This is a genomic window from Rhizobium sp. BR 314, assembly GCF_047445805.1.
Lineage (GTDB): Bacteria > Pseudomonadota > Alphaproteobacteria > Rhizobiales > Rhizobiaceae > Rhizobium > Rhizobium lusitanum_B.
Genome location: NZ_JARWLA010000009.1, coordinates 54,858 through 76,823 on the forward strand (window position 1 = coordinate 54,858; position 21,966 = coordinate 76,823).

General features: G+C 58.4%; 22 protein-coding genes. 11 read left to right on the forward strand and 11 right to left on the reverse strand.

The window, feature by feature from the left end; translation table 11 throughout:
* Position 1: 1 nt before the first annotated feature.
* The 3 genes from QD461_RS14315 to QD461_RS14325 all read right to left on the reverse strand — a co-directional run bounded on the left by QD461_RS14315 (position 2) and on the right by QD461_RS14325 (position 3,695).
* Entirely contained in the window at positions 2 to 1,576 is a 1,575-nt protein-coding gene (locus QD461_RS14315; RefSeq protein ID WP_414088351.1) for a substrate-binding domain-containing protein, read from the reverse strand.
* Between the two features lie 5 nt (positions 1,577 to 1,581).
* A complete protein-coding gene (locus QD461_RS14320) occupies positions 1,582 to 2,661 on the reverse strand; it encodes a toxic anion resistance protein (protein ID WP_414088352.1) in 1,080 nt (359 codons plus the stop codon).
* 206 nt (positions 2,662 to 2,867) lie between these two features.
* Positions 2,868 to 3,695, reverse strand: a complete 828-nt coding sequence (locus QD461_RS14325; protein ID WP_414088353.1) for a cell envelope integrity EipB family protein — start codon at positions 3,693 to 3,695, stop codon at positions 2,868 to 2,870.
* A gap of 135 nt (positions 3,696 to 3,830) precedes the next feature.
* Between QD461_RS14325 and QD461_RS14330 the strand changes: the two genes are divergently transcribed.
* The 4 genes from QD461_RS14330 to QD461_RS14345 all read left to right on the forward strand — a co-directional run bounded on the left by QD461_RS14330 (position 3,831) and on the right by QD461_RS14345 (position 6,897).
* Positions 3,831 to 4,298: a RidA family protein gene (locus QD461_RS14330; protein WP_414088354.1), complete on the forward strand. Its 468-nt coding sequence runs from the start codon at positions 3,831 to 3,833 to the stop codon at positions 4,296 to 4,298.
* Positions 4,298 to 5,017, forward strand: a complete 720-nt coding sequence (locus tag QD461_RS14335; RefSeq protein ID WP_414088355.1) for a glycerophosphodiester phosphodiesterase — start codon at positions 4,298 to 4,300, stop codon at positions 5,015 to 5,017. The genes QD461_RS14330 and QD461_RS14335 overlap by 1 nt, the downstream gene beginning before the upstream one ends.
* A 219-nt stretch (positions 5,018 to 5,236) precedes the next feature.
* Positions 5,237 to 6,424 carry a GNAT family N-acetyltransferase gene (locus QD461_RS14340; RefSeq protein WP_414088356.1) on the forward strand — a complete coding sequence of 396 codons (1,188 nt, stop codon included), beginning with the start codon at positions 5,237 to 5,239 and terminating at the stop codon, positions 6,422 to 6,424.
* A gap of 41 nt (positions 6,425 to 6,465) precedes the next feature.
* Positions 6,466 to 6,897 (forward strand): HIT family protein, encoded by a 432-nt coding sequence (locus QD461_RS14345; RefSeq protein ID WP_414088357.1) that lies wholly within the window; start codon positions 6,466 to 6,468, stop codon positions 6,895 to 6,897.
* Positions 6,898 to 7,006: 109 nt separating this feature from the next.
* Here the strand turns inward: QD461_RS14345 and clpA are convergent, their stop codons facing one another.
* The 5 genes from clpA to cysE form a co-directional block, all read right to left on the reverse strand.
* Positions 7,007 to 9,535, reverse strand: a complete 2,529-nt coding sequence (gene clpA / locus QD461_RS14350) for an ATP-dependent Clp protease ATP-binding subunit ClpA (RefSeq protein WP_184708529.1) — start codon at positions 9,533 to 9,535, stop codon at positions 7,007 to 7,009.
* Between the two features lie 10 nt (positions 9,536 to 9,545).
* Positions 9,546 to 9,899 (reverse strand): ATP-dependent Clp protease adapter ClpS, encoded by a 354-nt coding sequence (gene clpS / locus QD461_RS14355; RefSeq protein ID WP_184708531.1) that lies wholly within the window; start codon positions 9,897 to 9,899, stop codon positions 9,546 to 9,548.
* A gap of 287 nt (positions 9,900 to 10,186) precedes the next feature.
* A complete protein-coding gene (locus QD461_RS14360) occupies positions 10,187 to 10,552 on the reverse strand; it encodes a phasin family protein (RefSeq protein WP_414088358.1) in 366 nt (121 codons plus the stop codon).
* A gap of 376 nt (positions 10,553 to 10,928) precedes the next feature.
* Positions 10,929 to 11,132: a DUF3126 family protein gene (locus tag QD461_RS14365; RefSeq protein ID WP_168806070.1), complete on the reverse strand. Its 204-nt coding sequence runs from the start codon at positions 11,130 to 11,132 to the stop codon at positions 10,929 to 10,931.
* A gap of 127 nt (positions 11,133 to 11,259) precedes the next feature.
* Positions 11,260 to 12,123 carry a serine O-acetyltransferase gene (gene cysE / locus QD461_RS14370; RefSeq protein ID WP_414088359.1) on the reverse strand — a complete coding sequence of 288 codons (864 nt, stop codon included), beginning with the start codon at positions 12,121 to 12,123 and terminating at the stop codon, positions 11,260 to 11,262.
* 76 nt (positions 12,124 to 12,199) lie between these two features.
* On the opposite strand from cysE, the gene QD461_RS14375 reads away from it, so the two are divergent.
* The gene (locus QD461_RS14375) at positions 12,200 to 13,000 is read left to right on the forward strand and encodes an enoyl-CoA hydratase-related protein (protein ID WP_184708537.1); all 801 of its coding nucleotides are present in this window, start codon (positions 12,200 to 12,202) and stop codon (positions 12,998 to 13,000) included.
* A gap of 21 nt (positions 13,001 to 13,021) precedes the next feature.
* On the opposite strand, the gene QD461_RS14380 is transcribed toward QD461_RS14375, so the two are convergent.
* The gene (locus tag QD461_RS14380) at positions 13,022 to 13,807 is read right to left on the reverse strand and encodes an alpha/beta fold hydrolase (RefSeq protein ID WP_414088360.1); all 786 of its coding nucleotides are present in this window, start codon (positions 13,805 to 13,807) and stop codon (positions 13,022 to 13,024) included.
* A 202-nt stretch (positions 13,808 to 14,009) separates the two neighbouring features.
* Between QD461_RS14380 and QD461_RS14385 the strand changes: the two genes are divergently transcribed.
* Together QD461_RS14385 and QD461_RS14390 are read left to right on the forward strand one after the other, a co-directional pair.
* On the forward strand, positions 14,010 to 14,255 hold the full coding sequence (locus QD461_RS14385; RefSeq protein WP_184708541.1) for a zinc-finger domain-containing protein: 246 nt from the start codon (positions 14,010 to 14,012) through the stop codon (positions 14,253 to 14,255).
* A 29-nt stretch (positions 14,256 to 14,284) separates the two neighbouring features.
* A complete protein-coding gene (locus QD461_RS14390; protein ID WP_414088361.1) occupies positions 14,285 to 15,457 on the forward strand; it encodes an FAD-dependent monooxygenase in 1,173 nt (390 codons plus the stop codon).
* 84 nt (positions 15,458 to 15,541) lie between these two features.
* On the opposite strand, the gene QD461_RS14395 is transcribed toward QD461_RS14390, so the two are convergent.
* Positions 15,542 to 16,732: a cystathionine beta-lyase gene (locus tag QD461_RS14395; protein WP_414088362.1), complete on the reverse strand. Its 1,191-nt coding sequence runs from the start codon at positions 16,730 to 16,732 to the stop codon at positions 15,542 to 15,544.
* Between the two features lie 373 nt (positions 16,733 to 17,105).
* On the opposite strand from QD461_RS14395, the gene QD461_RS14400 reads away from it, so the two are divergent.
* The 4 genes from QD461_RS14400 to QD461_RS14415 all read left to right on the forward strand — a co-directional run bounded on the left by QD461_RS14400 (position 17,106) and on the right by QD461_RS14415 (position 21,369).
* On the forward strand, positions 17,106 to 18,131 hold the full coding sequence (locus tag QD461_RS14400) for an amino acid ABC transporter substrate-binding protein (protein ID WP_184708547.1): 1,026 nt from the start codon (positions 17,106 to 17,108) through the stop codon (positions 18,129 to 18,131).
* Between the two features lie 97 nt (positions 18,132 to 18,228).
* Positions 18,229 to 19,419, forward strand: coding sequence for an amino acid ABC transporter permease (locus QD461_RS14405; RefSeq protein WP_414088363.1), 1,191 nt, complete (start codon positions 18,229 to 18,231; stop codon positions 19,417 to 19,419).
* Position 19,420: 1 nt separating this feature from the next.
* Complete coding sequence (locus tag QD461_RS14410) at positions 19,421 to 20,575, forward strand: amino acid ABC transporter permease (protein WP_414088364.1); 1,155 nt, start codon at positions 19,421 to 19,423, stop codon at positions 20,573 to 20,575.
* A 20-nt stretch (positions 20,576 to 20,595) separates the two neighbouring features.
* On the forward strand, positions 20,596 to 21,369 hold the full coding sequence (locus QD461_RS14415) for an amino acid ABC transporter ATP-binding protein (protein ID WP_184708553.1): 774 nt from the start codon (positions 20,596 to 20,598) through the stop codon (positions 21,367 to 21,369).
* Between the two features lie 84 nt (positions 21,370 to 21,453).
* Here QD461_RS14415 and QD461_RS14420 read toward each other — a convergent pair whose 3' ends face one another.
* Positions 21,454 to 21,921 carry an Lrp/AsnC family transcriptional regulator gene (locus QD461_RS14420; RefSeq protein ID WP_414088365.1) on the reverse strand — a complete coding sequence of 156 codons (468 nt, stop codon included), beginning with the start codon at positions 21,919 to 21,921 and terminating at the stop codon, positions 21,454 to 21,456.
* Positions 21,922 to 21,966 lie beyond the last annotated feature (45 nt).

Consider the following 21,966-nt stretch of genomic DNA (forward strand, 5'->3'; position numbering starts at 1 on the left):
CCTAGTTGTAACCGCGCACCGCCCGGAATGCGCTGACCAGATCGCCACGTCCATCGAATACGCGTCCCGAGGTCTCTTGCGCGAGGGCGTCCAGCTGCCGCTTGTCAGCGTCGCCGAAGGTGATGCCGAACACCGGCACGTGCGGATTTACCGATGCCCAACGGCTCATGAAATCGCGATTGGCATCATCAGACTTGCCGTCAGTCATGATGACGATGGCGGGCAGATAGGACGGCAAGTTCTGCGCGCTTTTAATCCAGTCGAGCGCCCGGCTAGCACAGGCATACATGTCCGTGCCGCCGCCTGCTCGCTGGCGGGAAACCCGGTCGACAAGCATCTTCTGCTGGGCTGGGTTTCCCGAACCTTCGTAGGTCGCGCGCACATTGACATCGAAGGGAATAACCATAATGCGATCGGCCGGCGTCCATTGCGCCAGCACCTTGCCGGTTTCATCCGGATTGAACAGGAACCGCGTTGCCGCCTGCAACTGCCCCTCGCCCTGCCCCTCCATCGATCCGGAAAAATCCAGGCAGAGGGCCGTCAGCGACGGTTTGCGCAATGCCACCTGATAGAGATCGAGCGCCTGGCGGATAACGGCTGGCTCCGGCATACGAACGGCGGTGACCAACCGCGTCGGATCGAAATTCCACGACGGATCCGGCTTGGCGGAGACCTCGGCAAGCGGGATTCGGCGGCCCGTATCGGCGATGCGCTTCTGCACTGGCGTGGAGCGGAGATATTCGGCAAGCTGGTTGAAGAAGGTCTCGACCTTCGGCCCTCGCCCGTGATCGACGAAGCCGATGGGCGAGTCCGCCACCACGACACCGTCAGCCGGATAGATCGCATAGAGCGGTTCCTTACCCATGCCCACGAGCTTGTCGTTGGTTTCCTTCAGCACCGCCTCATAGTTCCACATGGCGTCATAGAGGACGCCTTTTTTCGCCGAATCCGTATAGAGGTCGGCCAGCCAGCCCGACGAGCCAGAAGAACGCTCCACGCCGCCGAGGAGCGAACGCACGGTGCTCTGAACGTCGGACTTGTCGAGATCGCCCGGCTCGATCACAGGCTTATTGCCAAGCGCGCTCGACAACATGCCGAGATAGGCGCTCGCACCGGAATTGGACTGGGTGGCCGAGGTCATGAGAAACTTCAGCGAGCCGTTCTTCACCGCTGCCAGAATGTCCTTCATGTAAACCGGTTTGCCGGTCCAACCGAGCGCATCGGCCTTGGATTTGCGCACACCGAGAATGACCGGCATCTGCGCGACCGAGGTGAGTGATTTCACCCGGCGCTTGGCGTCGAACATGTCGACCCAGACGCTCGATGCGGGCCAGACGGCATCCTGCTCGACACCTTTCTCGCTCTGGAGAGCGAGGCCGATATCCAGTGTACCTTCGTAGGAGAAGGTGCAAGACGCGTTCTTCTGCTTGCAAAATCCCTCGACGATCGGCTGAAGGACCGTGTTCTCCGAGCCGGAGACGATCGAGAATTTCGGGCCTTGGCCGCCGACGTCGCAGCCGCTCAGCGCGAGAGCTGGCACAAGTGTCAGGCCGGTAACAAGTGTACGGATTGCCATGCCGATTACCGGGCCTCGATCATTGCTTTCTTCAGCTCGACGGTCATTTTCTGCATCCGCTGCTCGGCCTCGGCGCGCTTGGCGCGGCCATCCTCCTGCACCTTCAGCACGCCGCCGATCGTGTCGATCAGATCGCGATTGGCCGCAGCGAGCGTGTCGATGTCGACGATACCGCGCTGCGATTGCTGTTCTATGGCAATCGCCTGGTCCTTCATCATCCTTGAGGCCTCGCGGATCATGTCGTTGGTGGCGTCGGTAATGGTCTTCTGCAATTCGAGCGCCGATTTCTGCTGGGTCAGGCCGAGCAGGATCACCATCTTCTGCTTCCAGGCCGGCACCGTCAGCGCCGAAGTCGCCTGCAGGTTTTCGATCAGGGTTTCGTCACCGGCCTGCACGATACGGATCTGCGGCAATTGCTGGATGCCGAGCTGACGCGCCTGCTGCAGGTAGAATACGCGCTTCTCCAGCCGATCGAGCGCCTGCAGGCTGTCCTGATAGATCTGCGCCTCCAGCATGCCGCCGCCTGGATTGACGGTCGCCGCTTCGGCGGCACTCTTCAGGCGCGGGAGTTCGGTCGCGCGGAAACGCTCGGCGAACGCCTTTCCCGCCTGCACATAGGCGTCGAGCTGCAGGATGGACTGCTTGGTTTCTTCGTGCAGGTCATCGAGAAGCGCGATATCACGGCGCAAAACGTCCTTATGGCGATCAAGCTCCAGCCCGATGCGATCGATCTGGCCGGCGACATCCTCGAACTGCTCCTTGAAACGCTCCAGCCGTGCTCTGAACGAGGAAAACATCCGCGACAGGAAGCCCTCGTCCTTCAACGAGGCCGGATCGAGATTCTTGGATTTGACGATGATATCGGTCAGCAGCTTGCCGACTTCGCCGAGATCGCGGTTACGGACCTCGCGCAAAATGCGGTCGGAATAATCTGAAACGGACTGCTGCGCGCGATCGCCGTAGACGGAGATGCCGGCCCGATCGGTCAGGTCGATGCTATCGCCGATGCGAGCGATTTCCGCCGGGTCGGCGGCAACAACGGGCAGCGTCTCGTGAGACGTGGCTGGGATATCGGCATTGCTCATGGGGCACGCTTTCTCGTCCATAAAACGGAGCCGACCGCAAAACTTTCGATCGCCCCAGACGATCATTCCCCCGCGCGCCCCACTACAATTCCAAGTCGACGCGAGGTGAAATAGACTCACCACCGCTTGCCGACCGTTCCACACAATAGTGAAACTTGGATCACAGTTTTATGACGACGATTTCGCGTCAGGAGCGTTATCGTGGGCTATTGGCACGCCTTGGTGTCGAGAACCTCAAGCTTGGTGAGCTTGCCGGTCAGGACGAAATCGCCGTAGTCCATGGTAAGATCGCGGGTTATGCCGTTCTCGTACAACTTGAACGACATGCGATAGACGGGCATGGCGTCGCCGGTGGACTTCTCGTTGAAATAAGCGACAGTTACGGGCCAGAAGGTCTTGCTGGCGAAAGCGCCGGCCTTTTCGGCGTCGGGATCATCCTTTGCAGGCGTCTGCTCCTTGCCGACGACGGTGGTGGCGAGCAACGGCTTGTCGCCGTCATCGGAGCCATCGAAGACCTGTGCCTCGAAGAAGTTCTTGCCGAGCTTGGCATTGTGAATGATGTCGAGCATGTGCTCCGTCGGAAAGCGGCTCTCGATCACTTCGACCTGCTTGCTATGCGGCTGGGTGAGATCGATCTTTATACCCTTCTGGTCCTCGACGGCGGCGCCCCGCACATCCTTGTCGAGTTGGCTATCCGTGTAGGATTTGGTTTCGAAGCGAAAGATCCGCTTGCCGAGATCTTCGAAGGTCGTGGTCTGTTGATCGCTGACGCGCGTGGAGTCGCCGGTATCGATCTTCGTCACGAAACGGAAATTGGTGGTAAAGCCGGTGCAATCGGAACCGTTGAACTCATAAACCATGCGGCCAAACATGCCGGCGATGCCGGAGCGATCGGAGGCATCCTTCAGCTCCAAATCATAGACGGCCCGGTGAGCGATCAAGCCGCTCGGGACGGCCGCGTGCGTCGCGGTGGTTCCCAGTGACAGAATGCCCAGCCCCGAAACAACGGTGGCAGCAAAACTCGAGCGGAACATTCATTATCTCCTGTTGGACTCGCACGCGATGTTATAAGAACGCTTTCGGCTGAAACGAGGCTGCCTGTTCCGATTGACGGAATTTAGTCTTGATGCCGGATTTTTGAAGTTTTTACAACAAAACGGGAGATGAAAATGTCCGCTGCCATAGAGGCTCGTCTGACGGAACTTGGTATCACTTTGCCGCAGGCCGCAGCACCGGCCGCCAACTATGTTCCCTATGTCATCAGCGGCAATCTTCTCTATCTGTCCGGCCAGTTGCCGATGGAAAACGGCAAGATCGGCGTGACGGGCCATCTCGGCAAGGATGTCGATGTTGCAGGCGGCCAGCGCGCAGCCGAACTCTGCGCCATCAACATTCTCGCCCAGGCAAAAGCAGCGCTTGGCGGTGACCTCGGCCGCATCAAACGCCTGATCAAGCTCAACGGCTTCGTCGCCTCGACGCCCGATTTCGTCGAACAACATCTTGTGATCAACGGCGCCTCGAATCTTCTGGCAAATGTACTCGGCGAAGCCGGAAAGCATGCCCGCGCCGCCGTCGGCATGGCAGCCCTGCCGCTCAATGCCGTCGTTGAAATCGATGCCATTCTGGAAATCGCATAATGAGCAAGCTTGCCTGGCTGACCGAGCGCCCCGTCGCCCATCGCGGCTATCATGACATGAACAAGGAAGTCTGGGAGAACACGCTTTCGGCCTTCAGCCGAGCCATCGAGGCGGGCTTTGCCATCGAGTGCGACCTGCACTATGCCTCGGACGGCGTTCCGGTCGTTTTCCATGACGATGATCTGCAGCGCGTCTGCAACCTGCCCGGCGAGGTACGCGAGCGCACCTCGGCCGAGCTCGGGCTGCTCTCGATCGGCGGCACCAAGGACAAGATCCCGACCTTGAAGCAGCTTTTGCAGCTCTGTGACGGCAAGGTGCCGCTCGTGCTGGAACTCAAGGGCCGCGAAGGCGATGATGAAGGCTTTGCCGAATCCGTGCTCGAAATCCTCGAAGGTTATAAGGGACATGTGGCGCTGATGAGTTTCGACCAATGGCTGCTCAAGGACCTCAAGGCCCTGGAATCGCCTTACCCTGTCGGCCTCACGGCTGAAGGAAACAAGCCAGAGACGTTTTTTCAGCATGACGAAGCCATGCATCTTGGGCTAGACTTCATATCATACTTCTTTGGCCACCTGCCGAACCCCTTCATCACGGCGCAGCGCCAGCGCGGCATTCCGGTCATAACCTGGACCGTGCGCGACGAAGCGGCCCGCAAGCACACATTCGCCAATGCAGACCAGATGACCTTCGAAGGTTTTGATCCGCGCGCTACCTCATAAATCGAGTTCGATCGAAGGAGAGGTTTCGTGCAAACCAGCGCATTTCCGTTTCAAACGGAATTCTGGAGATGCGCTGTTCTCTTGTTTGAGCGCAATTCCGGACGCAAAACCACTACGCACTTTTGCTGGAATTGCTCTAGATTGCCGCTGCGCCACTCATCCCATCGGACGCATGGCGCAGCGGCAAGAGCCCGCCCTCCTCGTTAGCGCAAGAATTTGATGACAGACGAATTATCCATTCGAGTCGAACGATCCTTCAAGAACATCGCCCCGGAAAGCTGGTCCAAGCTCGCCGGAGCATCCAGAACCGGCAGCGTTCTGCCATACAATCCGTTCATCTCGCACGCCTTCCTCTCGTCACTCGAGGAGTCCGGCTCTGCGACCGACAAGGCGGGCTGGCTCGGCAACCATCTGCTGCTGGAAACGGATGGCGGCGAACTGATCGGTGCCGTCGTTGGATATCTGAAGAGCCACAGTCAGGGCGAATATGTCTTTGACCATGGTTGGGCCGATGCCTTCGAGCGTGCCGGCGGCCGCTACTATCCGAAACTGCAATGTTCGATACCTTTCACGCCCGCCACGGGGCCGCGGCTGCTCGTTGCCGAGGGGCAGGACCGCGAGGCAATCCAGCCGGCGCTTACCGAGAGCCTCAAGGAAGTCACACGGCAGCTTGGTGTTTCCTCCGCCCACATCACCTTCCTGCCCGAAGACGAAGCTGCGGTATTCGAGGACGATGGCTATCTGCATCGCACCGATCAGCAGTTCCATTTCATCAATGAAGGCTATGCGGACCATAACTCCTTCCTGGAAACGCTTGCCTCGCGCAAGCGCAAGGCGCTGAAAAAGGAGCGCCGCGCAGCACTCGAAGGCGGTATCAGCATCGACTGGCTGACCGGCAGCGACCTCACCGAAAACATTTGGGATCAGTTTTTCGCCTTCTATATGGATACGGGCAGCCGCAAATGGGGCCGGCCTTACCTGACCCGAAAATTCTACTCACTGATCGGCGAGCGCATGCCCGACGATGTGCTGCTCGTCATGGCGAAACGCGAGGGTCGCTATATCGCTGGCGCCATCAATTTCATCGGCGATGAGACACTTTATGGCCGGCACTGGGGCTGCATCGAGGACCATCCCTTCCTGCATTTCGAGGTCTGCTATCATCAGGCGATCGATTTTGCGCTCGCCAAGAAATTGAAGCGCGTGGAAGCCGGCGCTCAGGGCGAGCACAAGCTTGCACGCGGCTACCTGCCGGTAGCCACGCATTCGGCGCATTATATCGGACATCAGGGCCTGCGGCGCGCTGTTGCTGACTACCTGAAGCACGAGCGGGAACAGGTAGAGGAAATGAGCGAAATCCTGACCGAACACAGCCCCTTCCGCAAAGGGGATCGGCAGGATATCTAGCCGTTTGACATAACCATAAACGCAAGACGAGGAGACACTGGATGACCAGCCCCGCCTATGACGACAACAATATCTTCGCGAAGATCCTGAGGGGCGATATCCCTTCCTACCGCGTCTACGAAGACGAGCACACTGTCGCCTTCATGGATGTGATGCCGCAGTCGCCTGGCCATACGCTTGTCGTGCCGAAGGCGCCCTCGCGCAACATTTTCGACGCCGATCCTGCCGCGTTGCAGCAGGCAATCACGGTTGTGCAGAAGATCGCTGTCGCCGTTCAGGAAGCCTTCGACGCCGACGGCGTCTACATCGCCCAGTTCAATGAGCCGTCCGCGGGCCAGACCGTGTTCCATCTGCATTTCCATGTTATCCCGCGCCTCGAAGGCGTGGCGCTGAAGCCGCATTCGGGCAAGATGGAAGACGGCGCGGTATTGGCGGAAAACGCAATAAAGATCATCGAAGCACTCGGCGGCTGACATACGTCTGTGTTTTCTGATGCAACACATCAGAAATACTCTGTAACAAAATGAAAAGGCTGCATTGTTTCCAATGCAGCCTTTTCATTTTTCATGCCGGATCCGTCAGTTATTTGCGCGGAACCTTCGGCACAGCGCCGCCGCCCTTGCGAGGCGATTTTTCCGGCGGTTCTGCGCTTTCCGCAGCGGCCTTGGCCGAACGACGGGCATCGGCAGCTGCACCGGCTTTGCTAACGCGGCTTCTGGTCTTGACGGCGGTATCGCCATCAACCTCTTCCACCTCGACATGCGGTTCGCCGACTTCCGCTTCCGGCTTCGGCCGGATAGGCGCGGTGTCGGCGGTCGCGTCGAGCACGATGCCGGTCGAACCGTCTTCCTTCTTGCCGACCGTGACGTTGACCACGCCGCCTTTCTTCAGCTTGCCGAAGAGGATTTCGTTGGCCAGCGGCTTCTTGATGTTTTCCTGGATGACGCGCGCCAGTGGTCGGGCGCCCATCTTGTCGTCGTAACCCTTCTCGGACAGCCAGGCGATGGCGTCCTCGTGCAGGTCGAAGGTAACGTTCCGTTCGGAAAGCTGAGCCTCCAGCTGCATGATGAACTTCTGCACGACCTTGTGGATAACGGTCGTCGGCAGCGCGGCGAACGGAATGACCGCATCCAGACGGTTGCGGAATTCCGGGGTGAACATCCGGTTCAGAGCCTCTTCGTCCTCACCCGTACGCTTGGACGAGCCGAAGCCGATGGCGGCCTTGGCCATTTCCGAGGCACCCGCATTGGTCGTCATGATTAGGATGACGTTGCGGAAGTCGATCTTCTTGCCGTTATGGTCGGTCAGCGCGCCATGGTCCATGACCTGCAGCAGGATATTGAAGATATCCGGATGCGCCTTCTCGATTTCGTCGAGCAGGACCACGCTATGCGGATGCTGGTCGACGCCATCGGTCAGGAGGCCGCCCTGGTCGAAACCGACATAGCCGGGAGGAGCTCCGAGCAAACGGGAAACCGTGTGACGTTCCATATATTCCGACATGTCGAAGCGCAGCAGTTCGACGCCAAGCGACGATGCCAACTGCTTGGCGACCTCAGTCTTGCCGACGCCCGTGGGGCCGGAAAAGACGTAGCAGCCAATCGGCTTGTTCGGTTCGCGCAGACCGGCACGGGCCAGCTTGATCGAGGTCGATAGAGCTTCGATCGCCGTATCCTGCCCATAGACGACGGAACGCAGTTCCTGTTCGAGGTTGGCAAGAACCATCTCGTCATCCTTGGAAACCGTCTTCGGCGGAATGCGGGCCATGGTAGCGATCGTCACTTCGATTTCGCGCTCGGTTATCAGCTTGCGACGCTTCGACGGCGGCAGCAGCATTTGCGCGGCACCGGTTTCATCGATGACGTCGATCGCCTTATCCGGCAGCTTGCGGTCGGAGATATAGCGGGCCGACAACTCTACAGCCGACTTGATGGCGTCGTTCGAGTAGCGCAGGTGGTGATACTCTTCGAAATAGGGCTTCAGGCCCTTCATGATTTCGATGGCATCCTCGATGCTCGGCTCGTTGACGTCGATCTTCTGGAAGCGACGGACGAGCGCCCGGTCCTTCTCGAAGAACTGACGATATTCCTTATAGGTGGTCGAACCGATGCAACGGATCGCACCCGAGGAAAGGGCCGGCTTCAGCAGGTTCGACGCATCCATCGCCCCACCGGAAGTCGCGCCCGCACCGATGACGGTGTGGATCTCGTCGATGAACAGCACGGCTCCCGGATACTCTTCGAGTTCCTTGACGACCTGCTTCAGGCGTTCTTCGAAATCGCCGCGATAGCGGGTGCCGGCAAGCAGCGTGCCCATATCGAGCGAAAAGATCGTCGCGTCGGCCAGAGCTTCCGGAACCTTGCCCTCGACGATGCGCTTGGCAAGGCCTTCGGCAATCGCCGTCTTGCCCACGCCCGGATCACCGACGTAAAGTGGGTTGTTCTTCGAGCGGCGGCAAAGCACCTGGATGGTACGATTGACTTCCGAATGACGGCCGATCAGCGGGTCGATCTTGCCGTTCTTGGCCTTCTCGTTGAGGTTGACGCAATAGGCCTTCAGCGCATCCTGCTGCTTCTTGCCGTTGCCTTCTTCCTGCTCACCGCGGGCGGTGGGCTTGCTCTCGGATTCGCTTTCCTCGGCGCCCCGCGGCGTGCGGGTCTGGGAAGAACCCGGGCGCTTGCCGATGCCGTGCGAGATGTAGTTGACCGCGTCGTAGCGGGTCATTTCCTGTTCCTGCAGGAAGAATGCGGCGTGGCTTTCCCGTTCGGCGAAAATCGCGACGAGAACGTTGGCGCCCGTCACTTCCTCGCGACCGGACGACTGCACATGGATCACGGCGCGCTGAATGACGCGCTGGAAGCCGGAGGTCGGCTTGGAGTCCTCGTCATAGCCTGTGATCAGGTTGGACAGTTCATTATCGACGTATTCAGTCAGAGTCTTACGGAGCGCGTCGAGATCAACATTGCACGCGCCCATGACAGCCGCGGCGTCGGCATCGTCTACCAGCGCCAAAAGCAGATGTTCCAGCGTGGCATACTCGTGATGCCGCTCGTTCGCGTAAGTCAGTGCCTGGTGCAGCGCCTTCTCAAGACTAGGCGAAAATGTTGGCACGTTCAGATCCTCACTTCTTTTCCATAACACATTGCAGCGGATGCTGGTGTTCCCGGGCAAAATCCATCACCTGGCTCACCTTCGTTTCTGCTACTTCATATGTATATATCCCGCATTCTCCGACGCCATGGTTGTGGACATGCAGCATGATGCGGGTGGCACTTTCGAGATCCTTTTGAAAGAAACGCTCCAGGATATGGATCACGAAGTCCATGGGCGTATAGTCGTCGTTCAGAAGCAGCACACGGTATAGGTTGGGTTTCTTGGTTTTGGGCTTGGTGCGCGTAATCACCGAGGTCCCGCGATTTCCGTTGTCCCCGTTCCTTTCGCTGTTGTTTTGCATCCGGATCGGCTGAGCGATCATTTCATTCTTCCTCAAATCATCCGGCAGAAGCTATCGCATTCCGACTTGGCACTGGGGGGTTGGTTCATTCACTTGGTCGGGCCAGATATCCGAACCACTAAGGTAGTTCATATTGGCGTGATTTTAAGCCCCTTACCGGACACTGCAATCACAATTCGCTGACAAAGCGGACTCGGGCCGAAAAAGTCGCGGCATAAATTCGGCGCCGGTTCGATATGCGAAAACAAAAAGACCGGCTACGCGTTGCGCAGCCGGTCTTTCCGGAAACTTCAGCTTTCAGCTGGGGATCAAGCAGCGGTTGCCGTTGCTGTAGCCTTGCTGGCGGCCTTCGTCGCTGCAGCGACCGGCGCCTCGTAGGGCTTGTAGGCATTCTTGGCCAGATCGGCATACATTTCGCCAAGCTTGGTGGCTTCGGCTACGAAATTTTCATAGGCGGACTTCACATAGGTGCTCTGGAGTTCGAAAGCAGCCTCAAAGCTTTTGACGCCGGCGAGCGTTTCGAAATGCGTGACACCATCCTGGAACGACTTCTTCGAATATTCAGCAGTTTCAGCGGCAATCGCCTGGAAACCCTTGCTGACATCGGAGTAGCTCTTCAGCGCCGTGTCGATGGCTTCCTTGCCCTTCTTATTTGCTTCGTCGAAATTGAACATCTGTCTCCGTCCCTTGTTGGTCGGCCGACGGCCGGTTTACAGGCAGGAAACTTAAATGCGACGCACAATTAGTCAAGTAGTCTTGTGCGCCGCAAAATCTATCAGTGATTGCATATTCGGTAACAGAGCCGTGTCAATGTCGACGTTTGCACTGCACCATTTTGATTTTCCTAATATATATCATTACCCCTGCAACCAGAGGCTTTGGCAGAAATATCGCCAGACCCTCGGAAAATCATGAATAGGCCAAACGCCAGCCTTGCCGGCATTTGGGGCCGTCAATCGCTGCATTCCCTGCAGAGATCAAAGAAAAGAGCCGTATTTCAATGAAATACGGCTCATAAATTCGACTGAAATGGAGAATCGCTCAGGCGATTTACAGATCGACGTCCAGGATGGCCATCGAGAAATTGTAGGAACGATCGCCATCTTCGTCGTCGATATACACGACACCCAGGAACTCTTCATCAAGGTAAACTTCGGCCGAGTCGTTCTTGCGCGGGCGGGCCTTCACGACCATCTGCGGGTTGAACGTGCGCTTGAAATAGGCGTCGAGTTTCTTGATTTCTTCGGGCTTCACAATGCTTCTCCGTGAGGATCTCTGGTTGGCCGCTTCTTGCATAGGAAAAGCGGCAGTGTAAAGACCGGAACCGCGCCATACACCTTTTGAAGCGCCGCACGTTTCCGTAAATCAGGCTAAATTTCCGCTAGATTCCAGCACCCATGATCTGATCAACGACCAACTGTTCGGTCAGAAGCTGGTCCATGGAGCGCGAGGGTTCCGAACACCCAGCTTCTCCGACGACCTTGGCCGGCACGCCAGCAACCGTGGTCTTCGGCGGAACTTCCTTCAGCACGACGGAGCCGGCGGCAATGCGCGAGCAATGGCCGATCTGGATATTGCCGAGAATCTTGGCGCCCGCGCCGATCAGGACGCCATGGGCGATCTTCGGGTGACGGTCGCTACCTTCTTTGCCGGTGCCGCCAAGGGTGACGCCGTGCAGGATGGATACGTTGTCGCCGATCACGGCCGTTTCGCCAACGACGAGGCCGGTCGCGTGATCGAGGAAGATGCCCTTGCCGATACGCGCCGCCGGGTTGATGTCCGTCTGGAAGACGCTGGAGGAGCGGCTCTGCAGATAAAGAGCGAAATCGCGGCGACCGCGATTATAAAGCCAGTGCGCGAGACGGTGCGTCTGCAGCGCGTGGAAACCCTTGAAATAGAGCACCGCTTCAAGGAAACGCAGGCAGGCCGGGTCGCGATCGTAGATCGCCTGGATGTCGACCCGCAGGATCGATCCCCATTCTGGCCAATCGGCCAGCATTTCCTCGAACGTCTGCCGCAGAAGGATCGCCTGCATGTCCGGATGATCGAGGCGCTCGCAGATGCGGTAGATGACGCATTCTTCCAGCGAACGGTGATTGATGATCGTCGAATAGAGGAAGGCCGCCAGAAGCGGATCGCGCTCGGCGGCGGTGCGAGCTTCCTCGCGCATGCTATCCCATATGGGATCCACAATCTTAACCGCGCTCATGCCCTCCAAGGGGCGAATATCCGTTACTGCGACCATTGGCGGTCTCCCGATTTGCTGTCAGGAATGCATTATATAGATTAAATGCCACACAAGACAAATGGATCGAGTGCGCATGAATTTGGAACATGATTTTGCCGGCGGTCTCCTGCGTGTCACCAGTGGCGATGCCATAGGCACGATCACGATCAACAATCCCGCCAGGAAGAATGCCTTAACCGCCGCCATGTGGCGCGCCATTCCCCAGGCCGTGCGCATGCTGACCGACAAGGCAGAGGCCCATGTGATCGTTCTGTGCGGCATCGGCGCCGATTTTTCCGCCGGCGCCGACATCAGCGAATTCGATAGCGTACGCAAGAACTCAAAGACTGCCGTCGCCTACGAAGCGCTGAACAGCCAGGCTTTCGAGGCCATCCGCCATTGCCGGGTTCCGACCATCGCAGCAATTCGCGGCATCTGCTACGGCGGCGGCTTCGGGCTCGCCGCGGCCTGCGACCTGCGGATCGCCGAGCAAGGAGCGCGTTTCTCCATTCCGGCAGCTCGCCTCGGCATCGCCTATCCGGCCGATGCCGTACAGGACATTGTCAACGCGCTCGGCACCCAGATGGCCAAGGTCGCGCTGTTTACGGGCGCGCCGATGTCCAGCGAGAAAATGGCGATGGCCGGATTTCTGCTGGAGGAGATTGAGTCCGCTTCCTTCGAGAGCGAAATCTCCGCCCTCGCCCATGCGATCGCCGCCAATGCGCCGATTTCGCTGCATGCTTCGAAACTCGCGGTCCGCGCCGCCCTCGAACAGAATGGAGACCTGCTGCGCGAGGCGGAGATAATCGGCGCGGAAACCTTCGACAGTGAGGATTATGCCGAGGGACGCGCCGCCTTTGCCGCGCGCCGGAAGCCACATTTCACCGGCAAGTGACTTGACCGATCGAGTCCGGCCTTACCGGTGTTCGATCCGCTTGTAGAATTCGAGAACCGCTGTTTTGAAGACCTTGTCGCCGACGGCAAGCATGTGATCGCGGTTCGGTATATCGACGACCTCGGCATGTTGCATCAGATCGGCTAGCGCCTGCGCCGAACCGGCGATGTCATCCTTGGTGCCGACGGCGATCAGGGTCGGCGCTTCGATCTTCGCCACATCCTCCTTTGTCGCCAGATCGCGCGACCCCTGTATGCAGGCGGCAAGCGCCTGACGGTCGCTCCTGGTCTGTTCCGCAAAGGCGCGGAACATGCGCCCGCGCTGATGGGTGACGTCATCGAGCGACACAGCGACGAGCGCATCCGCGATCGGATCCCAATCGCCGACACCTTCGACCATACCTATTCCAAGACCGCCGAGCACAAGTGAACGGACGCGATCGGGATGCGCTATTGCCATGAAGGTCGCGACACGAGCGCCCATGGAATAACCCATGACATGAGCCTCTGAGATGCCCAAGTGGTCGAGCAGCGCAACCGCATCTTCGGCCATGATCCACGGATGGTAGACGTCGGCGTCATAGAGCTTGTCGCTTACGCCATGGCCACGATTATCGATCGCGATCACGCGATATCCGGCATCGCCGAGCGTCTTCAGCCAACCCGGATGCACCCAGTTTGCAATGGCCGTGGAAGCAAAGCCGTGAATCAGCAACACGGGCGGACCGTTCGGATCACCTTCGTCGAAAAAGGCGAGCTTCAATCCGCCCCTGACGAAATGGGACATCGAAGGAGCATTCAAATTCATGACATTATCTTTGCAAACAGGGGTTTTCCTGATGCGGGACCATATTTTATCGACGATATCAGGTGAACCCCGCATCGGCGAAAAACTCTGCGCCGAACCGGACTTTCGCACTACACAATCGAGAAGAAGGATTATAAAGAGTGGCTACCAAGTCTGGCGCAACATTCATGCCGCTCAAGGCAAGACGCATTTGGAGATCATCATGGCCGGTCACAATATTCCCCACTTCCAGAACGACGGCGGACACCGTGTCATCGAGATCGGCGTGAAGGAATTCATGTGCACCGGCGCATCGGTCCCCTACGATCACCCGCATATCTTCATCGATCTCGGCGACGAAACCGAGAAGGTTTGTTCCTACTGCTCGACGCTTTATCGCTACAATCCGTCGCTGAAGGCAGACCAGACCAACCCGCCCGGCTGCGTCTTCCATTTCAAGGCGGCGTAAACCCGTAGCCTTCGATCGGACATAGCGAGATGCCGATCAAGACAGCCGCAATCATCGGCGCCGGAATAGCTGGATTGACGGCGGCGCTGGCGCTGGCAAGGCACGGCATCCGTTCCGAAATTTTCGAACAGGCAGAGGCGCTGACCGAAGTCGGCGCCGGCCTGCAGATCTCCCCGAATGCTTCCCGTATCCTCGACACACTCGGCGTACTCGATGCGCTAAGATCGGTTTGGCTCGAGCCGGACGAAGTTCGGCTCGTCTCCGGTTCGTCGCTGCGCCCCGTCGCATCCGTCCCTTGTGGGAAATTTGCCTTGGAGCGCTGGGGTGCGCCTTATGGCACCGCACATCGCGCGACCTTGCTGAAGGCGCTGCTGGATGCGGTTACCGCCAACGCGCTCTGCACGTTGCATCTCGGTCGGCGCATCGACATCAAGGACAAGCGAGCATTGGAGGAGATCGCCGGCAGCGAGCTCGATCTCATCATCGGTGCAGACGGCGTGTGGTCCAGGGCGCATGCGATGGTGCCCGGCGCACCCGCGCCGCTCTTCTCCGGCAATATTGCCTGGCGCTTCTCGGTTGCCGAAGCGACAGCTCCCTCCCTGCTAAACAAGTCGAGCGTGACGGCATTTCTGGGTTCGTCCAGCCATCTAGTCTGTTATCCGATCCGGGAAAATGCCGCCTTCAACATCGTCGCCATCGTTTCCGGCAGCGGTTCGAGCCGCGATTGGAGCACCGCCGGCAATAAGGCGCAGCGTGAGCAGATGCTTCGCGGCTTTTCCGGTTGGAACAGTGAAATCCTGCGAATGCTGGAAGCGCAGGAACAGGCTACCTTCTGGCCGCTTTACGAGATGAAGGCTGGCCGTTGGCATAATGGCAGCGACACGGTGCTCATCGGCGACGCCGCGCACGCGATGATGCCGTTTGCGGCCCAGGGTGCGGCCATGGCGATCGAGGACGCCTTCGAGCTCGCCGGCATGCTGGCGACGCGCTCACCGACGGAGGCACTCAATCTCTTCGAGAAGCATCGTACGCCGCGCATTGCCCGGCTGCGCCAGCGCGCCGCCTTCAATCAATTCGCCTACCATGCCCGCGGGCCTATCCGCCTGGCACGCGACCTCGTCCTCTCCCTGCGGCCGCCGCAAAGTCTTGCGACGGATATGGACTGGATTTACTCATATCGCGCTGGAGCATCTCCGGTTTGACAGAAATGCTCCGGCTGTTTGCTTTCAGGCAATTCCAGGCGCGAAATCGCGATACACTTTCGCTGGAATTGCCCTATCGGCTGATCAAGCCTCCCTGACCGCCGCAAAGCCCTTTTCGATGTCAGCCCTGATATCTGCCACATCCTCAAGGCCGATCTGCAGGCGGATGACCGGTCCTTCGGTCGGCACCTTGGTGACACGCCGGTCGTTGAGGTTCACCTGCAGTGCAAGGCTTTCGAAGCCACCCCACGAATAGCCGAGACCGAAGATCCGCAACGCATCGAGGAAGGCATGTGCTTTGAGCTTGAACTTCTCGGGGCTGTCGACCGCCAGCACGAAGGAGAAGATGCCGCTGGAGCCCTTGAAGTCACGCTTCCAGATCTCGTGGCTCGGGAAACTCGGCAGCGCCGGGTGCAGAACCCGTGCGACTTCTTCCCTGCCCTCAAGCCAGCGCGCGATCTCAAGCGCGCTCTCCTGATGGCGGTCGAGACGCACGCCCATGGTACGCAGCCCGCGCAGCACTTGATAGGCATCGTCCGGGGCACCGCAAATACCAAGCTGGCCGTGCGCGTCGAGCAAGCGCTCCCAGTGGGCCGCATTGGCGGATACGGTTCCCATGACGATATCCGAATGGCCCGCCGGATACTTCGTCACCGCATGAATGGAAACGTCGACACCATGATCAAGCGGCTTGAAATAGAGCGGCGTTGCCCAGGTATTGTCCATCGTCACCACGCAACCATGCCGATGAGCGGCGGCCGAAATCGCCGGAATATCCTGCATTTCGAAGGTGTTGGAACCCGGTGCCTCGGTATGAACCAGCCTGGTGTTCGGCTTGAACAATTGTTCGATACCGGTGCCGACCAACGGATCATAGTAGTCGACCTCGATGCCGAGGCGCTTCAGCATGGTATCGCAGAAGAAACGCGTAGGACCATAGACCGAATCGACGATCAGGGCGTGATCGCCAGCGGACAGATAGGCAAGAAACGGTACGGTGACCGCGGCAAGGCCTGAGGGCACGATGATCGTTCCGGCCGAACCTTCCAGCGCATCCATCGCCTCGCACAATGCGTCGGTCGTCGGCGTGCCGCGGGTGCCGTAGGTATATTTCTGGTCGTGCGTCTCCATCACGCGGGCATTGGGAAACAGCACCGTCGAGGCATGCACCACGGGCGGGTTGACGAAGCCGTGGAAGTCGAATGGCGAATTGCCGATATGGGACAAACGCGTGTTGATGCCGGCGGTCTGCAGGAGTGTGTCTTTGTCTTTCATGTCCGGATATGCCTTTGGCGCTGTAGGAAGCTGGATTTGTGGCGAGCAAGTCCAGTTGGGTCAACCCCGATCCTGTCGACATAGCATATTATTACAAGGCTAAAATAACGAAAGCAGTGCGCGAATCCTCGGTTTCGTGCAGATTTTTGGCAAAACAGTGCTCATTTTGACGCCAAATGCCCGTTTCTCAGCCCCAAAAGGCGAAATCTCCGAATAAACGGCCAATAATCCGAGCGCTCTCTTGACCGCCAATCCATTTGCGACTGTGATAGGACCACTCGCCCCTGGAGAGTGAGGAAATGAGGTTCGGCAAGAACCCGCTTCGGGAGCGATACGCTTTAACTATAAAACAATAGAACAAAGGTTGGGAAAGATGAACAAGTTTGCTCTCTCCGCATTTCTCGGAGCCGCAGCATTGGCTTACTCCGTTTCTGGTGCCTCGGCTTCGACGCTGAGCGACGTCAAGGCCAAGGGCTTCATTCAATGCGGCGCGAATACGGGCCTTCTCGGCTTTGCGCAGCCCGATGCATCCGGCAATTGGGCCGGCTTCGACATCGACTTCTGCCGCGCAGTCGCTTCGGCCGTCTTCGGCGATCCGACCAAGGTGAAGTTCACTCCTCTCAGCGCCAAGGACCGCTTTACCGCGCTGCAGTCGGGCGAAATCGACGTGCTTTCTCGCAACACCACCTGGACCATCAACCGCGATACCGCGCTCGGTCTCAAGTTCCGTCCGGTCACCTATTATGACGGCCAGGGCTTCATGGTTCGCAAGGAACTGAACGTGAAGTCGGCGCTCGAGCTTTCCGGTGCTGCCATCTGCGTCCAGTCTGGCACGACGACCGAACTCAACCTCGCCGACTACTTCAAGACCAACAACCTGCAGTACAATCCGGTTGTTTTCGACAAGCTTGAGGAAGTCAACACGGCATACGATTCCGGCCGCTGCGACGTCTACACGACGGACCAGTCGGGTCTCTATGCGCTCCGCCTGACCTTGAAGAACCCGGACGACAACGTCGTTCTGCCCGAAATCATCTCCAAGGAACCGCTTGGCCCGGCTGTCCGCCAGGGCGACGACCAGTGGTTCAACATCGTCAGCTGGACGGCCTATGCGCTCGTCAATGCCGAGGAATTCGGCATCACGCAGAAAAATGTCGACGAGATGAAAAACTCGGCAAACCCGGACATCAAGCGCTTCCTCGGCGCCGAGCAGGGCTCCACGATCGGCACCGATCTCGGCCTGACCAACGACTGGGCCTACAATATCATCAAGGGCGTCGGTAACTACGGCGAAGTCTTCGACCGCAACATCGGCGCAGGCAGCCCGCTGAAGATCGCCCGCGGCCTCAACGCTTTGTGGAACAAGGGTGGCATCCAGTACGCACCTCCGGTGCGCTAAGCCTTAGACAAGGCCAACTTCTAGAGAGAGGCGGAACGCCGCCTTTCTCCCCTAAAGAAAACAAGCCTGAAACAGGCACATTGGGGAAAAATTTTGCATGGCAATTACAGCAAATTCGCCTAGCGGCGAGCGATCATCCGCATCTGTATTCTACGATCCCAGAGTCAGAGGGGCATTCTATCAGGCTCTGACGATCGTCGTCCTCGCCGGCCTTTGCTGGTTCGTCGTGACGAACACGGTCGACAACCTGCATGCGTTGAACCGCAGCTTCGGATTTGGCTTTCTCGAAGGACGCGCCGGTTTCAACCTGGGACAGGCCCTGATCCCCTACTCCAGTGATTCCACCAATATCGATGCACTGCTCGTCGGCCTGCTCAACACGCTCCTGATATCGGTCGTCGGTATCTTTGCCGCGACCATCGTCGGCTTCCTCATCGGCATCGGCAGGCTTTCCAGCAACTGGCTGATCGCCAAGCTTTCCCAGACCTATGTCGAGATCTTTCGCAACATTCCGCCGCTGCTGGTTATCTTCTTCTGGTATAGCGGCGTTCTGGTGCTGCTGCCGCAGGCGCGCGATGCCGTGCATCTGCCATTCTCCAGCTTTCTCAGCAATCGCGGCCTGGCTTTCCCGAAACCAATCTTCGGCCAAGGCATGTGGGCCGTTGGCATTGCCCTGCTGATCGCCATTGGCGCGGCGTTCTTCGTGGCGCGCTGGGCGCACAAGCGTCAGGCGGTGACGGGACAGCAATTCCACACGATCTGGGCGGCGGTCGGCATATTGATCGGCCTGCCATTGCTAATTTTCTTCGCAACCGGCATGCCCCTTTCCTTCGACTATCCGATCGCCGGTAAGTTCAATCTGACGGGCGGGGCGGTCGTCGGGCCGGAATTCATAGCTCTCCTGCTGGCGCTTTCCCTCTATACAGCGACTTACATTGCCGAGATCGTGCGCGCCGGCATTCGCGGCGTGCCCAAGGGCCAGTCGGAAGCTGCTGGCGCGCTGGGTCTTCGGGCATCGGCCATCACGAGGCTGATCGTCATCCCGCAGGCTATGCGCATCATCATTCCGCCGCTGACGAGCCAGTATCTCAACCTGATCAAGAACTCTTCGCTCGCCATCGCCATCGGTTACGCCGATATCGTCGCGGTCGGCGGCGTAATCCTCAATCAGTCCGGTCGTGCCGTCGAAGTCGTCATTATCTGGATGGTCATCTATCTCGTCCTGAGCATCATCACATCGCTGTTCATGAACTGGTTCAACGCCAAAATGGCTCTGGTGGAGAGATAAGATGTCTGCTGCAAATCAGAGCTTCGTCAGCAAATCGCTCTTGTCGGCACAGCCGGCACCCGCCAGCGAAAAAGGGCCTTGGCACTGGGCCAAGAAGAATCTCTTCGCCACGCCGAAGGACGTCGTTTTGACGGTCCTCGCCGTAGCCCTGCTCGCCTGGGCAATCCCGCATTTGGTCGACTGGCTGTTCGTGCACGCAGTCTGGAACGGAACCGACCGCACCTTCTGCGCCACGACCGTCCAGGGCGGCACGCAGCCGGACGGCTGGAATGCCGCCTGCTGGGCCTTCGTCCGCGCGAAATTCCTCGTCTTCATGTTCGGCCTCTACCCGCCGGACGAACGCTGGCGGCCGATACTCGTCGCGATCCTGATGATCATCGGCTTCGCGCCGTTGCTCATACCGTCGGCTCCCCGAAAGGGATTGAACGCGATCATCGCATTCTTCGTGCTGCCGGTTATTTCATTCTTCCTGCTTCATGGCGGCTTTGGCCTTGAGACAGTTGAAACGGAAAGATGGGGTGGCCTGCTGGTGACTCTGGTCATTGCCTTCGTGGCGATCGCGGTCTCCTTCCCGTTCGGCATCCTGCTCGCACTCGGGCGCCGCTCTAAGATGCCCGTCGTGCGTATGTTGTGCGTGATCTTCATCGAGATCATCCGCGGCGTGCCGTTGATCACCGTGCTGTTCATGGCCAGCTACATGCTACCGCTCTTCATGCCGCAGGGCTGGACTGTGGATAAGCTGCTGCGCGCCGTGGTGGGCGTCTCGATCTTCACCTCGGCTTATATGGCCGAAGTCATCCGCGGCGGCCTGCAGGCCGTGCCGAAGGGCCAGTTCGAAGGAGCCGATTCACTCGGCCTCGGCTACTGGCAGAAGATGCGGCTGATCGTGTTGCCGCAGGCCATCAAGCTGGTCATTCCCGGCATCGTCAACACCTATATCGGCATGTTCAAGGACACGTCGCTGGTTGCGATCATCGGCATGTTCGACCTGCTCGGCATCGTCCGGCAAAACTTCTCGGATGCGAATTGGGCAAGCGCGGTGACGCCAGTCACCGGCCTAATTTTCGCCGGTTTCACATTTTGGCTGTTCTGTTTCGCAATGTCGCGCTATTCAGGTTTCGTGGAGCGCCATCTCGATACCGGCCACAAGCGATAAAAACTGAGGGAACTACAAATATGGCTGAAGCCCAACCCAAAAAACTGACCATCTCCGAGACGGAAGTCGCGGTCGACATCGTCAACATGAACAAGTGGTACGGCGACTTTCATGTGTTGCGCGATATCAACCTGAAGGTCATGCGCGGAGAGCGCATCGTCATTGCTGGCCCTTCCGGTTCCGGCAAGTCGACGATGATCCGCTGCATCAACCGTCTGGAAGAGCATCAGAAGGGTCAGATCATTGTCGATGGCACGGAACTGACGAACGATCTGAAGAAAATCGATGAAGTGCGCCGCGAGGTCGGCATGGTGTTCCAGCACTTCAATCTCTTCCCGCACCTGACCATCCTGGAAAATTGCACGCTGGCGCCGATCTGGGTGCGCAAGATGCCGAAGAAGCAGGCGGAAGAAATCGCCATGCACTTCCTCACCCGCGTCAAGATTCCGGAACAGGCGAAGAAATATCCAGGCCAACTTTCCGGCGGTCAGCAGCAGCGTGTGGCGATCGCCCGCTCGCTCTGCATGAACCCGAAGATCATGCTGTTCGATGAGCCGACCTCAGCGCTCGACCCGGAAATGATCAAGGAAGTGCTCGATACGATGGTCGGTCTTGCTGAGGAAGGCATGACCATGCTGTGCGTGACCCACGAAATGGGCTTTGCCCGCCAAGTCGCCAACCGCGTCATCTTCATGGACCAGGGCCAGATCGTCGAACAGAATTCCCCGAAGGAATTCTTTGACAATCCGCAGCATGAGCGCACCAAGCTCTTCCTCAGCCAGATCCTGCACTAGGCTGACAGCAACAATATCGTAGTGAAAACCCGCCGGCGGCACTGCAACCGGCGGGTTTTCGTATGGCACGACAGCCGAAGAAGTTCAACGCAAGGGCAGAGCGTAGGTCTGCTTGACAACCTGGCTCGGCACGTCCGTCTTGACGTTCTGGATGCCGTTCACCTTCGTCAGATGCGTGGACTGGAACTGCCTGTAGTCATCAAGATCGGAAACGGCGACGCGCAACAGCGCATCGCTTTCTCCCAGCATGATGTAGCACTCCATAACTTCAGGCAGCTTCCTCATCGCGGCGATGAAATGATCGATGGTCTCGGCATCCTGGGCCGTCAGCCAGACGCGAGCAAACAATGAAAGCGGCAAACCGACTTTGACGGGATTTACTACGGCCACATAGCGATCGATGACGCCGGCATCTTCAAGAAGCTTCACGCGCCGCAGACAAGGCGATGGCGAAAGCCCTACCTCCTTGGCGAGTTCCACATTTTGCATCCGCCCGTCCCGCTGCAGCGCGCGCAGGATGCGCTTGTCGATCTCATCCAGTCTCATTGGCATCCTCTACCAAAATAGCTCAAGGATTGAATTGCAATGCCAATTATC

What these genes read in the sequence shown, in the direction of transcription:
- QD461_RS14395 (WP_414088362.1), bottom strand. Translation starts at nt 16,732, where the DNA reads ATGAAAGACAAAGACACACTCCTGCAGACCGCCGGCATCAACACGCGT.
- QD461_RS14340 (WP_414088356.1), top strand. Translation starts at nt 5,237, where the DNA reads ATGACAGACGAATTATCCATTCGAGTCGAACGATCCTTCAAGAACATC.
- QD461_RS14315 (WP_414088351.1), bottom strand. Translation starts at nt 1,576, where the DNA reads ATGGCAATCCGTACACTTGTTACCGGCCTGACACTTGTGCCAGCTCTC.
- QD461_RS14420 (WP_414088365.1), bottom strand. Translation starts at nt 21,921, where the DNA reads ATGCCAATGAGACTGGATGAGATCGACAAGCGCATCCTGCGCGCGCTG.
- QD461_RS14335 (WP_414088355.1), top strand. Translation starts at nt 4,298, where the DNA reads ATGAGCAAGCTTGCCTGGCTGACCGAGCGCCCCGTCGCCCATCGCGGC.
- QD461_RS14385 (WP_184708541.1), top strand. Translation starts at nt 14,010, where the DNA reads ATGGCCGGTCACAATATTCCCCACTTCCAGAACGACGGCGGACACCGT.
- QD461_RS14400 (WP_184708547.1), top strand. Translation starts at nt 17,106, where the DNA reads ATGAACAAGTTTGCTCTCTCCGCATTTCTCGGAGCCGCAGCATTGGCT.
- QD461_RS14320 (WP_414088352.1), bottom strand. Translation starts at nt 2,661, where the DNA reads ATGAGCAATGCCGATATCCCAGCCACGTCTCACGAGACGCTGCCCGTT.
- QD461_RS14410 (WP_414088364.1), top strand. Translation starts at nt 19,421, where the DNA reads ATGTCTGCTGCAAATCAGAGCTTCGTCAGCAAATCGCTCTTGTCGGCA.
- QD461_RS14390 (WP_414088361.1), top strand. Translation starts at nt 14,285, where the DNA reads ATGCCGATCAAGACAGCCGCAATCATCGGCGCCGGAATAGCTGGATTG.
- QD461_RS14345 (WP_414088357.1), top strand. Translation starts at nt 6,466, where the DNA reads ATGACCAGCCCCGCCTATGACGACAACAATATCTTCGCGAAGATCCTG.
- QD461_RS14415 (WP_184708553.1), top strand. Translation starts at nt 20,596, where the DNA reads ATGGCTGAAGCCCAACCCAAAAAACTGACCATCTCCGAGACGGAAGTC.
- QD461_RS14325 (WP_414088353.1), bottom strand. Translation starts at nt 3,695, where the DNA reads ATGTTCCGCTCGAGTTTTGCTGCCACCGTTGTTTCGGGGCTGGGCATT.
- cysE (WP_414088359.1), bottom strand. Translation starts at nt 12,123, where the DNA reads ATGGTCGCAGTAACGGATATTCGCCCCTTGGAGGGCATGAGCGCGGTT.
- clpS (WP_184708531.1), bottom strand. Translation starts at nt 9,899, where the DNA reads ATGATCGCTCAGCCGATCCGGATGCAAAACAACAGCGAAAGGAACGGG.
- QD461_RS14380 (WP_414088360.1), bottom strand. Translation starts at nt 13,807, where the DNA reads ATGAATTTGAATGCTCCTTCGATGTCCCATTTCGTCAGGGGCGGATTG.
- QD461_RS14405 (WP_414088363.1), top strand. Translation starts at nt 18,229, where the DNA reads ATGGCAATTACAGCAAATTCGCCTAGCGGCGAGCGATCATCCGCATCT.
- QD461_RS14330 (WP_414088354.1), top strand. Translation starts at nt 3,831, where the DNA reads ATGTCCGCTGCCATAGAGGCTCGTCTGACGGAACTTGGTATCACTTTG.
- QD461_RS14360 (WP_414088358.1), bottom strand. Translation starts at nt 10,552, where the DNA reads ATGTTCAATTTCGACGAAGCAAATAAGAAGGGCAAGGAAGCCATCGAC.
- QD461_RS14375 (WP_184708537.1), top strand. Translation starts at nt 12,200, where the DNA reads ATGAATTTGGAACATGATTTTGCCGGCGGTCTCCTGCGTGTCACCAGT.